Genomic DNA, 16495 nt, shown 5'->3' on the forward strand with positions numbered 1-16495 from the left:
TATTGCTAACAAATTGTTTAGTTTTGTATCTCCCTAATCCAATTTTCATTCCTTATGACTTCTTCAACGCGATACCTTTATCTACTAAGGTACATTTTACCGGTTACAGATGTAATAATGCTGAATCTGGTTTATTTCCTGGCCTATTACTTAACGCCGTTGCTGGGAAAGGAAGTGCATGGTGAGATTGACCGTCATCATGTAGTCGTCTATAATTTAATATGGCTGTTTTCAACGGCGATTTTTGGCCTTTATACCTCTTATGGTTCCCGAAAACTGGAACGCATTTACCGGGGTACTTACCGGAGCCTGGTCATGCATTTTGTATTATATATATCCTATCTTCTTTTCTCAGCTGAGGATGATTTTTCGAGGACTTTTTTAATTGTTTTTTATCTATTACTGGGTATCGCCTTTATTTTAAACAGGTTTACCGGAACGTACATTCAATATGTGATTCTCAATAAATTTAAAGCGGCGAAAAAAGTGGCGGTAATGGGATCTAATCCAACTGCGCTGCGCCTTTCGCAATATATACAAAAGCAAAGAAGCCTGGATTTTTGTGGTTTTGTGGGGGATGATGAGGATATTTACGATCCAGACGATGTTCAGGATAACGATTCAGATGATGTTCAGGATAAAGTGCTGGGCACATTGGGAGAAGCGGCCGATTCGGGCGTGAAAGAAATTTATGTAGCGGTGGCACCGCATAGAATGAATGATGTGACCAGGCTGGTTGCTGCGGCTGATCATCAATGTATTCGCCTGAAGTTTATTCCGGATATTGGAGGTACGCTTGCCTCACCTTACACCATTTCGTATATGGGCGGTGAGTTTCCAATCATTACCCTGAGAAATGAACCGCTGGAAATTATCGGAAACCGGTTTAAAAAGCGTGCATTTGACCTGGTTTTTAGCAGCCTGGTCATCATTTTTGTGTTAAGCTGGCTTTACCCGATCATTGCAATCCTTATTAAAATCCAAAGCCCCGGCCCTGTTTTGTTTAAGCAGTTGAGAAGTGGAAGAAACGATGAGCCATTCTGGTGCTGGAAATTCAGGAGCATGCGGGTAAATAATGAGAGCGATAAAAAGCAGGCCACCAAAGACGATGACCGGATCACGAAAATCGGCCATTTTTTAAGGAGAACAAGTTTGGATGAAATGCCTCAGTTTTTCAATGTGTTTTACGGTTCAATGAGTGTGGTAGGTCCCAGGCCGCACATGCTGAAGCATACCGAAGAATATAAAAAAATCATCAACCAGTTTATGGTTCGCCATTTCTTAAAGCCTGGTATTACGGGCTGGGCCCAGGTAAATGGGTTTCGCGGTGAGACTAAAGAAAACGGGGCGATGGAAAACAGGGTTAAATTTGATATCTATTACTTAGAAAATTGGACTTCTATGCTCGATATCAGAATTATTTTCATGACCGTAATCAACGTCTTTCGGGGAGAAGATAATGCCTACTAATTGGGTGTGTTACGGGCGGTCATCACCTGAACTTGTTTGAGACAATGGCATGAACGCATAACAAAAAAGATGCTGACCACGAAGTAGGGCTAGCCGCAGATTTTTAATTGAATATAATCAGCGAATTTGCGGCTTTGTTATTAACGAGTTGGTTAAAATTTTTGAAACGTTCGTCATTGCGAACTGAAGAAAAGACATGTGCGTTGGAGTGAAGCAATCTTTCCGATACTTCAATTGGGATTACATTGATAGAACAGATTGCTTCGTCGTGCCTCCTAGCAATGACGATTTCTGATATGAAATGGCCATTAAACCCGAGGCATTATTTCTCTGGCCATTGAGAAGTTAGAACATTAAGTATGCTTGATTTCTTAATGTCAAAACTCAAGTTAATTAAAAAAGCTTATAAAATTTATATCTACACCGATAACATATAAAGTGCCTGATGGGTAACCATGGGACTACCGATTTGAAGAAGAAAGTCCTTGGAATCCTGTTGATTTCAGGATTCTTACATTTGGGACACTTTAATCTGACATGATGCTCTGCAGATTGATTCATCGTACTTAAAATAAAGAAATGGGGATGGCTTTACTAATTAATGCTAAGATAGGTAAAAATACTTTTTTTAGGCTTTTTTTTATGTTTTTTTTACAAATATTTTAAATGTGCTGTGTTTTTTTTAGTTAGAACGTCATTGTTCTTGTGTATCTGATTGAATTAATGTGTTTTTAATGTTAATGATTTGTTAATTTTATAGTTTTTCTTCTTATTTATGTTTTTTCTATTGATTTTTCTTCGGTTTTTGGTAAAAATAGAATTGGTTTGATGTATTTAGCTGTCTTAATATTTTTTTTAATGTTATTGAAATGTTAATTTATTTGATTTTGCTTTTTTTTCTTGCTCCATTTTTTTTATGATTTTTACTGTTTACTGTTTATTTGTTTTGAAATATCTTAACTTAGCAGTTTTTTAAGCATTGCGAACTTGTTGAGATATACAAGAGAAGTTAAAGAGATTCATTTACAGAATTTAAAATTAAAATCTAGATTACATGCATTATTCAAAACCATCATTAGTTATTTTAGCAGCAGGTATGGCCAGTCGTTACGGCGGCAGTAAACAAACTGAATCTTTTGGGCCTTCGGGCGAAACCATTATGGAGTACTCTATTTATGATGCTATTAAGGCAGGTTTCGATAAAGTTGTTTTTATCATCAGGGAAGAATTTGCAGAATCATTCAAGGCTGCAATAGAACCAAAACTTGCCGGGAAAGTGAAGCTGGAATATGTTTATCAGAGCCTGGAAAAGTTCAGGGGAGACAGGCCCTTGCCTGAAGGGCGTTCAAAGCCTTATGGAACCCAACATGCACTGCTTTGTTGTAAAGACGTTCTTGATGCACCCTTTGCAGTGATTAACGCAGATGATTTTTATGGGTTTGATGCCTTTGAAAAAGCTTATGCGTTTTTAACGCAATCGGTAAATGATGGAAGGTACGCCTGCCTGGGTTATGAGTTGAAGAATACCCTGAGCGATCATGGTGCAGTGACCCGCGGAGAAATAAACGTTGACGATCAGGATTATATTATCGGAATAACAGAAAGAAAAGAGATCTTTAAGCGAGACAATATGGCATTTCGGGTAACTGGAGAACAGGAAGTTGAAATGGATGCAGCTACACCGGTAAGCATGAATTTTTTCTGCTTTACACCGTCTTTTGTTGAGTGGAGTGAACAGGAATATTACCGTTTTTTAGATCAGCATGACGATGACATGAAAGCAGAGTTTCTAATTCCGGAAGTGGTGGATAGCTTGATCAGGAGCGGCGAAGGAGTCGTGAGCCTTGTAAAAACCGATGCGAAGTGGTTTGGTGTAACTTTCAAAGAAGATGCGGGAATTGTAAAATCGAAGCTTGAGCAGTTAACTTTAGCGGGAGAATATCCCCGAAACCTCTGGTTGTAATGAAAGGCCTTAAAAATAGCTCCTTATTTATGTCAATTTAAGCAGCGGAAATGGCAGGATTATTGCTGGTTGAATATTGTCATAGAATTATTACTTAGCCTATAAAAAATTGTTTACTCAAATTAACATCGTCCCCCGCTGGATTATTTTTGCGCTCGATCTTACATGTTGTTCATGTGCGTTGGTGTTTGCGTATATGTTAAAGTTTAATTTAAACCTGACATCCGTTAATATACCTGAACTATCGAGAAACCTGCTGTTATTTATGGCGATCAATTCGATCGTTTTTCTCATTACGAGGAGTTATTCTGGTATAATCAGATATACCAGTGCACAGGATTCTTTTCGTATATTATCGTCAGTGATCATATCCACCAGTGTTTTTTTTATCATTAACCTATTCGCGATCAGTATTTTATATAAGCCTGTCATTTCCAATACTATATTGATCATTGATGGATTGTTCAGTTTTCTTTTTCTGATTACCTACCGGGTTTTTATTAAGTTTTTTTTTATGTACATAAAAAACCTGAAACTGGATAAGAAAAAGGTCATTATTTATGGAGCCGGGGAAGCGGGAATGGCAACAAAAAGGACTTTTGATCATGATGTAAAGGTAAATAAGTATATTGTTGCATTTGTGGATGACGATCAGCGTAAAATTGGTAAAGCAATAGATGGAGTTAAAATTCTGGATGCAGAAAATCTGGAGCACCTGATTGTTAAGTACGAAATAGATGAGATAATTTTTGCTTCCTATACCATTCCTGCTGATAAAAGGGATGCTATAGTGGATTTATGTCTGGAACATGACATCAAGGTACTTAATATTCCCCCTGCAGATTTATGGACTAATGGTAAATTGCAACCAGCGCAAATTCAGAAGTTAAATATTGAAGATCTGTTAAACCGAAAAACGATCAACATAGATATTCAGGGAATCGGAAACATGCTTCACAAGAAAAGAATTCTGATTACCGGAGCCGCTGGCTCAATAGGAAGTGAAATTGCCAGGCAGCTGTCAAAATTTGAAGTGGGATTGATTATACTGTGCGACCAATCAGAAACAGCATTGCACGACCTTTTTCTGGAACTCGATGAAGGTGACAGAACAAAAAATTATCAGGCTTTTATAGGTGATGTTCGGGATGAACAGCGGATGGATAAACTTTTTAAGATGTACAGGCCTGATTATGTTTATCATGCTGCGGCATATAAACATGTTCCTTTAATGGAAGATAATCCGGCAGAAGCCATTAAGGCCAATGTGCTGGGTACAAAAACCGTTGCAGATAAAGCTGTGAAATATGGTGTTCAGAAATTTGTAATGATATCGACCGATAAAGCCGTGAATCCGACAAATGTTATGGGCGCTTCTAAAAGAATTGCAGAAATTTATGTTCAATCGCTGAATAATTCACTGAGTAAGAAAGATTTTGTTTTTAGTAACGGGCTGAGTTATATCAATCGTTTGGAGAAACGGCCTGCAACAAAGTTTATCACCAGCAGGTTTGGAAATGTTCTGGGATCTAACGGATCTGTAATCCCCCGTTTTAGGCAACAGATTGAAAAGGGTGGTCCCGTTACTGTTACTCATCCTGATATCACCAGGTATTTTATGACCATTCCAGAAGCATGCCGGTTGGTACTGGAGGCGGGATGTATGGGAAATGGAGGAGAAATATTTATTTTTGACATGGGTAAATCGGTTAAAATTCTTGATTTAGCGAAGAAGATGATTAAACTTGCCGGACTTGAACCTAACCTGGATATTAAAATAGAATTTTCTGGCATTCGCCCGGGTGAGAAACTCTATGAGGAACTGTTAAATGATAATGAAAATACAATGCCCACTCATCATGAAAAAATTATGATTGGTAAGGTAAGGGAATATGTGTTTGATGAGGTGGCCGGTGATATTGCGGATCTTATTCATTCTGCAACGCAGAATGATGATATGCAGGTTGTGATTAATATGAAGAAATTGGTTCCCGAATTTAAAAGTAAAAATTCGATCTTTGAGGAACTTGATAAAGTTATAAACGACTAAATTTAATGAGAAAACTCTTTTATATGGCCGTGATGGCCATTTTTGCATTAAGCGTAAAAGCACAGGATGCCACCCCAAATCGCAACATCCTATATGATTATCAATTTTATCAGAAACTCAACAGGGAGGTATATAATCCTGAATTGAAATTTCACTCTTCCATTAAAGGTTTTTATGCTGATGACAGTGCCTTGCAAATGCGCTACGATTCTCTAATGAATGCAGGTAAGGATAGTTTGAATAACAGGAGTTGGGTGCATCGCAAATTGTTTCAGGAACATCTTTTAGAATTCAAAAGCGATGACTACAATATCTACGCAGATTTTCTTCCTGATTTCCAAATTGGAAAAGATTTTAGTGGTAACCGCTCAACCTGGTTAAATACCAGAGGATTCCAGATCGGAGGAAATGTTGGAAAGCAATTTTCCTTCTACCTGAATGGATTTGAAAATCAAGGTAAGTTTGCAGATTACCTTAACAATTTTATTGTAGCGAACCAGGTTGTACCCGGACAGGGTTATGGTAAATTGGGTACAGACAAACAAGACTGGTCTTATGTTACTGCATTACTTTCCTATACCCCCAGTAAATATTTAAATTTTGCTTTGGGTTATGATAAAAACTTCATTGGCGATGGTTACCGTTCAATGTTATTATCTGATGTTTCATCGAATTATTCTTTTTTCAGGGCTCGGGCTACTTTAGGTAGTGTGCAGTATCAAACCATATTTGCTTATATGTTAGATCCGGGAGCAGAAAAATTGACTACTGACAGGCGTTTAGGAGACAGAGGAAAATGGATGGCGGCACACTATGTAGACTGGAATGCGACCAAACGCTTTTCTGTCGGTTTCTTTCAGGCCGTAACATGGGCGGATGCAGAGGCGGAAGGCAAAAGAGGATTTGACTTCAATTATGTTCATCCTTTTATTTTCTTACGCCCGGTTGAAAACACTAATACTACCTCTCCGGATAAAATGCGTTTAGGGATTAACCTAAAGTATGAGATACTGGATAAGACGGCCCTATATGGCCAATTTATGTTTGATGAATTTACGGCAAAAGAGTTTTTTGCCGGCAACGGTTATTGGGCCAATAAATATGCGATTCAGTTTGGTGTCAGGGGTTCGGACCTTTTCAAGGTTGAAGGCCTGAATTATTTAGCTGAATTTAATACAGCAAGACCTTATACTTATGCTCATTTTGACCGGATTTCCAATTATGCGAATTATAATCAGTCGCTTGCTCATCCGAAAGGGGCAAACTTCAGAGAGTTTTTAGGGATTCTAAATTATAGCTATAAACGTTTTGATCTTCAGGGGCAGGCCCTGTATTCCCGTTATGGCTTAGATCCCGAAGGAATGAATTATGGAGGAGATATTTTTAAAAGTTATGAAACCAGGGCGGTAGACTACGGCAGTCGTATAGGACAGGGAATTGGCACGGATTTATATTATATGAAAGGTCAGGTGGCTTATTTATTAAATCCTAAATACAATTTAAGATTAGAAGTTGCCGGAACATTTCGAAAAGAAAGCAATGAACTTGGATCAAATAAAACGGGTTTGTTAACCATTGGGTTAAGAAGTTCATTCAGAAATATCTATCACGATTTTTAATAACAACCTGTATATAATGTATTCCGTCATTCCCACGCAGGTGGGAAATTCAATGGCAGCAGTAAACCAGGTACAATGCTTGTAGGTCAGGGATTTACTTCGTAGTGGCTTCGCGGTCTTCACTGGGTTCAGAATGACAAGTATTTTCTTCGATCGGTCGGTGCTCCTCACCGACTGAAGACATTTAAAAAGCCAGTAAACTTCTTTAATTGCGTTTAGTGAGACGCCAACCGATAGATAAAGCTATGGAAAGGTTTATTGAACTTGTATGCAGCATTAAGCATCTCGATGAGCAGTTGCGTGGTTCCCGTTTTCATGGAACGCGCAAGCTATGAATTTGCGTCAGCCCGATAGGCCTGCCTTGAGAGCTGATCTGGCCAGAAACACCCCGTCCTGCGGACACCCCTCTGGAAGAGGGGAATTAAACACACGCAACGCCAAAATATTCCTGATCAGGTTAACCGAAGCCCCTCGTAAATAGCTGGTTTATTTAGCTACTTAGTGCCTAGGAGTCTCATATATATAAAAAGTAGTATTTAAGGGCTATTGATATAGGGAGGGGCTTTAAATAATTTTAGCAATATTATTTACAGGATCGTGGTGTGGTTATTCACCTTATCATCCATCACACTCAAGCTAAAAATCGATGAAAATTGCTATTATAGGTACAAGAGGTATTCCCGATTTTTACCGGGGATTTGAGAAAAGTGCCCAGTTTATCGCCTTAGGTTTGGTTGATAAAGGGCACGAAGTAATGGTATACAGTTCACATAACCATTCTTACCAAAAATCTGAATGGTGTGGAATCAATTTGATCCATGTTTACGATCCGGAATATAAAATGGGGGTAACAGGTAATTTTATTTACGATCTGAACTGTGTTAGAGATGTGATAACAAGGAACTGTGACCTGATCATTCAATTCGGTTGCTCCAGTTCCATCTGGTCATGGCTGCTTGCTAAGAAATCAAAATTAATTTCCAATATAGCAACGATAGAATGGAAACGCAATCGATATCATGGGCTCACGTCAACGTTTCTTCGGCTAGCTGAAAGCACGGCCGTTCGTTATAGCCATTCGCTGATTTCCGATTCGGAAAACATTACTCAGTATCTGACCGGGAAGTACCAAAAAAGAGCCAGATTTATTCCGCAGGGAGTTGATTTGTTTACCAATCCTAGTAATGATATATTAGGATTTAATCAGCTCAAGCCTTTTAACTATGATTTGTATATTGGTAGTTTGGAGCCTGATAATGGTATAGAACAGATTCTGGATGGAGTTGCAACTGCTAAAATGGAGCGGCCGTTTATTGTAATTGGTGGCCATACGCATGAGTTCGGTAAATATTTAAAGTTTAAATATAAAAATGATACCCATATTAAGTTTCTGGGCAGCATGTATGATCCTGCCAAACTCAATAATTTAAGATATTTTTCAAACCTGTATTTTTATGGGGATGCCGGTGGTGGAACAACACATTTAATTTTGGAAGCCATGGCGGCAAGTTGCCTTATTTCGGCTTATGACCATCCTGCAAACAGGCAAATTCTGGGCAGTGATTCTTTTTACTTTACAAGTTCAACTGATGTGACCCGGCAACTGCTTTCTACTGAAAATAAAATGGTTAATTACCGAAACAAAATTGATAATAACATCGGTAAGCTTACCGAGGTTTACAATTGGCAAAATGCCATAAATCAATTTCATGATCATTTAAAATCGCTTTTTGTGAAGAGGATGATTCTGCAGCACAACGATCCTGGTGTAAGTAACCGGTATCATGTTATTCCAAATAAATGAGCTATATAAACAAAAAGCGTGATGTTTTTCAGGATTGGGCCGCAAACCATCATAACCTCAAAGGTAGAGTGCTCATGGTTTTTTTCAGATGTGCTTCCCTCATCAGGCGGAATCTGATTTTAAGGATTATATTTTTCTGGTACTTACTTTTATACAAGTTCATCATCGGATGGATTTTGAACATTGATATTAGTGCGAGGGTACGCATTGGGCCTGGTTTAAAGCTGGTGTATGGATACGGTAGTGTGATTGATGGTGCAACTACCATAGGTACGAACTGTACTTTGCGTCATCTGACTACCATTACCTGTAAAATGTTAGAAGACGGCACCTCCAGTCCCGCACCGGTAATTGGTGACAATGTGGATATCGGAGTAAATGCAACCATAATCGGCGACATCAAGATCGGTAATAACGTAATCATTGGCGCCGGCGCCGTTGTTACTAAAGATGTAGAAAATAATTGCGTGATTGGCGGTAATCCTGCTGTAGTAATTAAAATGGTTTATAAATTTCCGCTCGATGAAAATTTATCTATAGTTAAAGGGTCTGTCATTCTCTAATATGCCTTCTGGTGTTTCAGACCCCTCACTTTGCTATTCAGCTTCTTCGTAAAAATTACCCAAAATCGGTATGTTTACAAGTACTTTAGTGCCCTTGTAATTCTCGATTGTTAAGCTTCCATTAAGTCTTTCTACACGTTGGTTAATATTGGATAAACCCATTCCATTCTTTTTGTCAAGCAGGGGATCAAACCCTACACCATTATCCCTGATACTTAAGGTAATCAGTTCTGGATTTAACGAAATGTTTACAGTAATGAGGTCTGCATTGGAATGTTTTAGTGCATTATGTGCAATTTCTTTGGACAAAAGATAGAAATCTCTCCTGCTTTCGCTCTTAAATTTGATTGCTGGAATGTATTCTGGTAAATTTGATTCAAATTTTATCTCAGAATGCCTAAATAATTTCCCTATTTGCTCCTGAATGTAAAAAATAACGCTATCAAGGTGATCATTTTCGGTACTTGTTGTCCAAATAATGTCATTAATCTTGGTTGAAATTTCTTTAACCATCTCATTAAGCTCTTGTAATTCAATAATTTCAGGTCGGTTTTTGGCCGCTAATTCAGAATATAATTTTATTGCGGAGAGACCTGAGCCAAGTTCATCGTGTATTTCGCTGCTGATTCTTTGTCTTTCTAATTTTATGGCCTGACTTTGTGCTATATACTCATTCTTTCGCGCACTCCCAAATTTGTAATTTTTGTATAAAATGTACGCTATATAGCCGACAGCCAATAAAACAACCAATAAAATTAGTCCATTTATCCATGAAAAATTAAGGCTTGCGCATATAGGTAAGCGGAATAGAAGCTGAGAAATCGCTGTAGATGAGTCCATTAGGCGTATGATTTTTTGTAGAATAATTTATACACAATTTTATTTTTATGAGTATTATTTTGTAATAGTAATTTATATAAATGATTCGATTTTTGTCTATATATATCTGCCGTTTTTTTTTACTAATAGGGTGATTTAAAAGGACATATAAAAATTTTGCTTCATCTATCAATCGTTCTATCTTAGTAAAAATTTCGAGGTGGTCCCGAATTTCCCTCGGATAATTGTTGTCTTTATTTTAAACGCTTATTTCAAGAAAGATTGATTTAATCAGCGCTTGCAGATTAATTTCCTGCATATCAAAAGAGGGACAATAGAAGCTAATATATTATTTTATCCCTAATTTATATAATATGATTTCTATTTCAATTGTTGAGGACCACGAACAGTACAGGAATTTACTTGTTAAAGTGCTTGAAATTAATAAAGCATTTACAATAAAAGGAATTTATTCATCTGCTGAAGAAGCGCTATCGAAAATGCATCTTGATAAACCTGATGTTGCCCTTGTTGATATTAAATTAAGGTCTCTATCAGGGATCGATTTTGTTAAGCGGGCGAAAAGCTTTCTATCTTTTACGCAGTTTTTGATGTGCACCAGTTATCAAAATGATGAAAATGTGTTTAATGCGTTAAAAGCAGGTGCCTCAGGATACATTTTAAAAGGCTCAAGCTTTGAGGAAATCCATTCTGCAATTACTGAACTTCATAATGGTGGAGCATCAATGAGCCCGTATATTGCCAAACGTGTAATTGGCTTATTAAATGGCAAACAAAGCAATACCACTACTTTTGGTTTAAGTGAACGAGAACTGGAAGTTTTGTCTCTTCTTGGCAAAGGCTTGTTGTATAAAGAAATTTCAGATCAATTATCCATTAGCCCGAACACCGTTAAGAACCATTGCAAAAATATTTACAAAAGGTTACATGTTCAGAATAAAGTAGAAGCGCTCAATAAATTCAATCACTACACAACGAACTCAAATTCTTACGCATTTAGCTAATGTTTCTTCCTGATTTATGGTAGTCTTTTCGGGCTATTGTTTTATCAGAATAAAACCCCTCAATTTACATGTATATACCAATTGAATTATTCCCTTATGTATGGTTTTAAAATACAGAACATTATTAAGCCCTGATTATTATGAAGAGCCGTCATGTATTTATATTCATTACTATCTTAACCATATTTGATGCGCTGGCAATCAATTGTTCATTTGCGATCATCTTTTTTTCCGGCCTTTTAAAGGACACTAATCTTGGTGGAGCTGCGCAGTTCTTGATCCTGATTAATTTAACCTGGATGATTTCAGCGATAGTTAATGGAGCATACACCTTTAAGAATGTTCAGAAATTGGAGGTTTTATATAAAAAAGGTGCGTTCACTTTTATTTTACACATTGTTTTACTTACATTAATTGCTTATCTATTCCTACCACAGTTAAATATCACTCCGCCCTTAATTTATGTTTTTTCTCTAGAATTAATTGCTGTTAGTGGCATTCGGTTCATGACCTATGTTTTTGAGCGATATTATTTAAAGATGGATATGTTTAAAAAAAACATTGCAATCATTGGAAATCATGATTTGGGTACGCGATTAGAAAAATTCTTTTTAACCAACCGTTTAACGGTTAACTTCAGAGGCTCATTTAAAAATCTGAACGAAGAAGTTTTGATCGATGAGCAGCCTATTCATCGTTTGCAGACTTCCATTCGTTATGCAATTGAAAATCATCTGGATGAAGTTTATACCACTGAATTTCCTGAACAATGTGTAGAACTTGATGAAGTGATTGCATTGGCGGAAAAACATTGTGTGCGGGTTAAATTTGTCACCTCTTTTATCAAGTATAAACGAGAAGAAGAAGATTTTAAAAATTCTAATTACAGGCTGTCCAGTTATTATGACGGGATCCCAATTTTAGTAAACAGGAGAGAACCGCTAACAAAATTAAGAAACCGTATTATTAAACGGGGATTTGATGTTTTATTTAGTCTGGCAGTAATTGTATTTGTGCTTTCCTGGCTTTTTCCTTTGCTTGTTTTGCTGATTTTAATTGAATCCAGAGGAAACCCGATATTTATGCAGTTGCGATCGGGAAGAGATAACAAGCCGTTTTATTGCTTCAAATTTAGAAGCATGAGGATAAATGCCGACAGTAACACTCAGCAAGCGGCACGAAATGATCCAAGGGTAACTAAAATCGGATCTTTTATGCGTAAGACCAGCCTGGACGAATTGCCGCAGTTTTTTAATGTATTGTTGGGTGAAATGAGCGTTGTAGGACCACGTCCTCACATGCTTAAGCATACTGAAGAGTACAGCCAAATTATAGATCAGTATATGGTTCGTCAGTTTTTAAAACCCGGCATCACAGGTCAGGCACAAGTAAATGGTTTTCGCGGAGAAACAAAGGAAACAGAACAGATGCTGGGGCGTGTAAAACACGATATTTCCTATATGGAAAACTGGACGCTGTTGCAAGATTTCAAAATTATAACCAAAACGATAACCAATGTGCTGGGTGGTGAAGAGAATGCTTTTTAGCCAACCTTATACATCATCGCTTTCTTGCCCGAATTCGGCTTTTTAATTTAAGGCCAGAGGAAAGGGCATTGTTTGTGGCAAGGTGTAAGCCGAGGGCACTTTATCTGCTCTTATAAGGCGCTTATTTTTTAACCGTAACTACACAAACATCTATTCAAAAGTTCTTCGTTGCTGTTGAAGCGAATATTACCGTTTAATTGATTCACTATCCATCCATTGCTTCGGGAGCGAAATCTACCTGAAAAGGCATTAATTCCTGTCAAGGCGTTTTAACTCCTAATCAAGTTGTAATGCCATCAGCTTATATTTTCCAGGCTTATTTCCTGACCTCTATTTTGCAAAGATCCTCATGGCCCTGTTAGATTTAATAATCTATAATGATCGCCTGCGCCATTTCTAAATGCTTTTGAGTTTAACGAATTCCTGCAGATTGATTGCTGTTGTACCGGCACTATAGTTGTTCTACGAAATATCAAACGAGGCTGAAGCAAAATTATTCGCAAATAAAGGATGAGATTTCTTTCAAAAGAAAAGAGGCTGATCCATATAAATTATGAACCAACCTCTAAGTATACACGGATAGGAGGTGTACGCGATTAAATTAAAATTTCATCGGATTCTCCCTTGACATCATTTACAGATTCTTCCATTTTAAAATATTCATTTTGCTCCCTTCTGAGTTTATCGATCAGTCTTCCTTCAGGAAGAATAACATCATCATAGGTTAGTACCTGATCCTTTTGGATATTATGTTTCAGTATACAATTTTCCGCTACACCTATTGGAAGTAGATTTTCAAGATAAGTGGTATCAGCATTTTCACAAAGACCATAAGTCATGTATTCGCCAATCCCATCCAGAATTTCGCCGGCTTTAAGATCGATTTTAGCTGCAGTTACTACTTCTACGTACGGTTTATCCATAGGGGTAAGTGCCGCATCTTTAAATAGTACGGCTCTGGCCACAGTTTGTGGCACCTCAAAATGGCACAGGTGATATGGTGTGTAGAATAAATAAAGGGGTCCCTCGCCGAGTTTATAAAGGTTTAAGTAGTGTTGTTGAATGGGATCATCATGGGTTCCCAATACAAATACGCCAGGAGAAGGTTCTGCACCAACAATATAATCCACTATTCCTGGCCCCTCGGTAAGCTCCTCTAATGGGTATTTATCCAGTACATCCTTTAAATGGGTTCCAGACGGCACTGTTGGCCCAATCATTCCTCTTTTAGCTACCCTCATACCCGTTCCGTTGGCCACAATTGCCTGCTCGAAAGAAATTTTGCTGCCATCAGCAAATGATGTTACCATAACAGGATTTTGTCCCCATTTTTCGGCAAACCCTTTTTGTGTAGTTGGGTTTCTATATGGATCATGTAAGCCTTTGATGTTACCAATAAGAACTGGTTTTACACCCAGGGTTTTAACAAAACGATATAAATTCATCATCACGCCCGGCTGATCACCATCAGCATTGGTTAAAACAACCCCCGCTTTATCGGCGTATACCTTTAAAATCGGACCTACAGTACCATCCAATTCGGCGTCCATTAATATAATATGTTTTTTATTCTCAATGGCACACATGGCTACTTTTGCAGCATATTCTACTGCACCGGTTACTTCAATTATGGCGTCTATGCCAGCCGCTCTACACAACAACATCGGATCGGTGGTTACACTGTATAAGCCATTAAGAATGTTTTTATCGAGCTGTGCAGAAGAAGTTACTTCTATACTTTCTTCGATCCCTGCTTGGTTATATGCAAATTTAGCTTTATCCAAGCTGCGGTTTGCTATAGCCACCAATTCCATTCCCGGTACGTATTTACAAATTTGCAATGCGATACCTTTACCCATAAAGCCAGCGCCGACAAGGCCAACTTTGATGGGTTTATTTTGAGCCTCTAGCCTGGCAAGGGCATTATCAACGATAATCATGGATAGATTAATTTAAATTTTCATTAATTATTGGATTCACTAACGCCATCGCTAATTAAGGCGTGCGACTGATCTTTAGCGGAAATTACAACAGGTGTGATTGGCCATTCGATATTAAACGATGGGTCGTCCCAACGGAAACATTGCTCGAAACCCGGAGTATAGAATTGAGTAACCTGATAAGTAACATCAGTATTATCTTCGAGCGTTATAAATCCATGAGCGAAACCCTCCGGCACGTAAAGCATTCTATAATTATCTGCCGTAAGTTCAACGCCAATCCATTGTTTAAAAGTTTCCGAATCCTCCCGCATGTCAACAATGACATCATAAATTGCTCCTCTGGTGCAACGCACCAGTTTAGTTTCTTCAAAAGGGGCCTTTTGCATGTGCATACCTCTGAGTGTGCCTTTTTTAATATTGTAACTAATATTATTTTGCACCGCATTGGTGTTTAGGCCAAATTCTCTGAATTCATCGCTGCAGTATGATCTTGAAAAAAATCCACGCTCATCAGTAATTGGTTTTACATCGATGATATAAGCACCTTTTAATTTTGTTTCAGTAAAGTTCATTTTTCAGTAACTATGAAGTTAGAATTGATTGATTTTTTTCTGTTGCAACAGATTTAAAATTCCATTGCAAATCCTCGTTAATAAACCCCTTCTCCTGTAAACCATTGAGGATTTTTAAGCGCATAAATGGTGAGTTATGGAAGTTAATATTGTCAAATTCCATCGCAATCAATCCATTGTAAAGTTCTTCAATGGTATTGTCCAAATTACAAACTGGTTGTGCCTCTGGTGCAAGTTTTTCAAAAAGAGAGAAATTTACTTTGTACGATCTTTCATCTGGCGTAGCATTTTTATTGAGATCGATCTGCAGTCCGGGAATGGCTAATGAAACCGCTTTAGCCAAATCGATTACCTGATAGTTCCATCTGCTGCTTCCAGCGTTAACGGCCAGGAATTCGCCGCCAGTGGTGGTTTCTCTGGTAATTGCCCAGCTAATTGCTCTAGCCATGTCTTTAATGTGAATTAAAGGTCGCCACGGACTTCCATCGCTGAGAATTTTGATTTTCCCACTACTTACAGCGCCGGCAACAAAGTCATTTAAAACTAAATCAAGTCTCAGGCGTGAACTCATACCGCAGGCAGTTGCAAACCTTAAGCAGGTAATGGTAAAGTTCTCTGTAGCTAAAGTTTCCAGATCACGCTCGGCATATACTTTGGACTTAGCGTAGGCAGTAAGAGGATTTAATTGCGAAAGCTCGGTTTTAGCATCTCCATCAGCTTTGCCATACATACTACAACTAGATGCAAATACGAATGAACTGGCGCCTGCCGATTTTGCCTGAGATGCAATGGTAATGGCCGCTTTGTAATTAATATCATAAGTCACATTTTCATAACGATTACCCATTGCATCGTTTGAAATGGCAGCTAAATAGATAACTTTATCTACCCCGATCAATATTGCCGGATCCAGTGATCTTACATCGCCGAATATTTGTTGGTCTAGCTGGTTTTCGGGTAAAAATGCCGTGTGGGTAAGGGAAGAAGCAAAGTAACCCATATCGTAGCCAATTAATGTGGCTTCAGGGTAATTTTTGCGAAGGAGAGCGGTTACTTCAGGACCAATGTAGCCCATATTTCCTGTAATCAGTATTTTCATATCTTGATATATTTTGAAAGA

General features: G+C 38.0%; 12 protein-coding genes. 8 read left to right on the top strand and 4 right to left on the bottom strand.

All coding sequences use genetic code 11. The features are described from left to right. Positions 1-54 precede the first annotated feature (54 nt). From DU508_RS22585 to DU508_RS22610, 6 genes are all read left to right on the top strand, one after another. Positions 55-1470 carry an undecaprenyl-phosphate glucose phosphotransferase gene (locus tag DU508_RS22585; protein ID WP_115404936.1) on the top strand — a complete coding sequence of 472 codons (1416 nt, stop codon included), beginning with the start codon at positions 55-57 and terminating at the stop codon, positions 1468-1470. Positions 1471-2524: 1054 nt separating this feature from the next. Then, positions 2525-3433, top strand: coding sequence for a nucleotidyltransferase family protein (locus DU508_RS22590; RefSeq protein ID WP_115404937.1), 909 nt, complete (start codon positions 2525-2527; stop codon positions 3431-3433). Between the two features lie 109 nt (positions 3434-3542). Then, complete coding sequence (locus DU508_RS22595) at positions 3543-5483, top strand: nucleoside-diphosphate sugar epimerase/dehydratase (RefSeq protein WP_199562769.1); 1941 nt, start codon at positions 3543-3545, stop codon at positions 5481-5483. 5 nt (positions 5484-5488) lie between these two features. Continuing rightward, entirely contained in the window at positions 5489-7102 is a 1614-nt protein-coding gene (locus tag DU508_RS22600; protein ID WP_115404939.1) for a gliding motility protein RemB, read from the top strand. Positions 7103-7748: 646 nt separating this feature from the next. After that, on the top strand, positions 7749-8906 hold the full coding sequence (locus DU508_RS22605; RefSeq protein WP_115404940.1) for a DUF1972 domain-containing protein: 1158 nt from the start codon (positions 7749-7751) through the stop codon (positions 8904-8906). Continuing rightward, positions 8903-9469 carry a serine acetyltransferase gene (locus tag DU508_RS22610; RefSeq protein WP_115404941.1) on the top strand — a complete coding sequence of 189 codons (567 nt, stop codon included), beginning with the start codon at positions 8903-8905 and terminating at the stop codon, positions 9467-9469. The genes DU508_RS22605 and DU508_RS22610 overlap by 4 nt, the downstream gene beginning before the upstream one ends. 33 nt (positions 9470-9502) lie before the next feature. Here DU508_RS22610 and DU508_RS22615 read toward each other — a convergent pair whose 3' ends face one another. Then, positions 9503-10309 carry a sensor histidine kinase gene (locus DU508_RS22615; protein WP_115404942.1) on the bottom strand — a complete coding sequence of 269 codons (807 nt, stop codon included), beginning with the start codon at positions 10307-10309 and terminating at the stop codon, positions 9503-9505. A 353-nt stretch (positions 10310-10662) separates the two neighbouring features. Here DU508_RS22615 and DU508_RS22620 point away from each other — a divergent pair, with 353 nt between their 5' ends. Then, positions 10663-11313, top strand: coding sequence for a response regulator (locus DU508_RS22620; protein WP_115404943.1), 651 nt, complete (start codon positions 10663-10665; stop codon positions 11311-11313). Positions 11314-11453: 140 nt separating this feature from the next. Next, positions 11454-12860: an exopolysaccharide biosynthesis polyprenyl glycosylphosphotransferase gene (locus DU508_RS22625; RefSeq protein WP_115404944.1), complete on the top strand. Its 1407-nt coding sequence runs from the start codon at positions 11454-11456 to the stop codon at positions 12858-12860. A gap of 596 nt (positions 12861-13456) precedes the next feature. Here the strand turns inward: DU508_RS22625 and DU508_RS22630 are convergent. Genes DU508_RS22630 through DU508_RS22640 form a run of 3 tightly spaced genes read right to left on the bottom strand, consistent with a single transcriptional unit; the run spans position 13457 to position 16474 of the window. After that, positions 13457-14800 (bottom strand): NAD(P)H-dependent oxidoreductase, encoded by a 1344-nt coding sequence (locus DU508_RS22630; protein ID WP_115404945.1) that lies wholly within the window; start codon positions 14798-14800, stop codon positions 13457-13459. A 23-nt stretch (positions 14801-14823) separates the two neighbouring features. After that, positions 14824-15375 carry a dTDP-4-dehydrorhamnose 3,5-epimerase gene (gene rfbC / locus DU508_RS22635; protein WP_115404946.1) on the bottom strand — a complete coding sequence of 184 codons (552 nt, stop codon included), beginning with the start codon at positions 15373-15375 and terminating at the stop codon, positions 14824-14826. 10 nt (positions 15376-15385) lie between these two features. Continuing rightward, positions 15386-16474 carry an NAD-dependent epimerase/dehydratase family protein gene (locus DU508_RS22640; RefSeq protein WP_115404947.1) on the bottom strand — a complete coding sequence of 363 codons (1089 nt, stop codon included), beginning with the start codon at positions 16472-16474 and terminating at the stop codon, positions 15386-15388. Between the last annotated feature and the right edge of the window lie 21 nt (positions 16475-16495).

Source organism: Pedobacter chinensis, from assembly GCF_003339865.1.
Lineage (GTDB): Bacteria > Bacteroidota > Bacteroidia > Sphingobacteriales > Sphingobacteriaceae > Pedobacter > Pedobacter chinensis.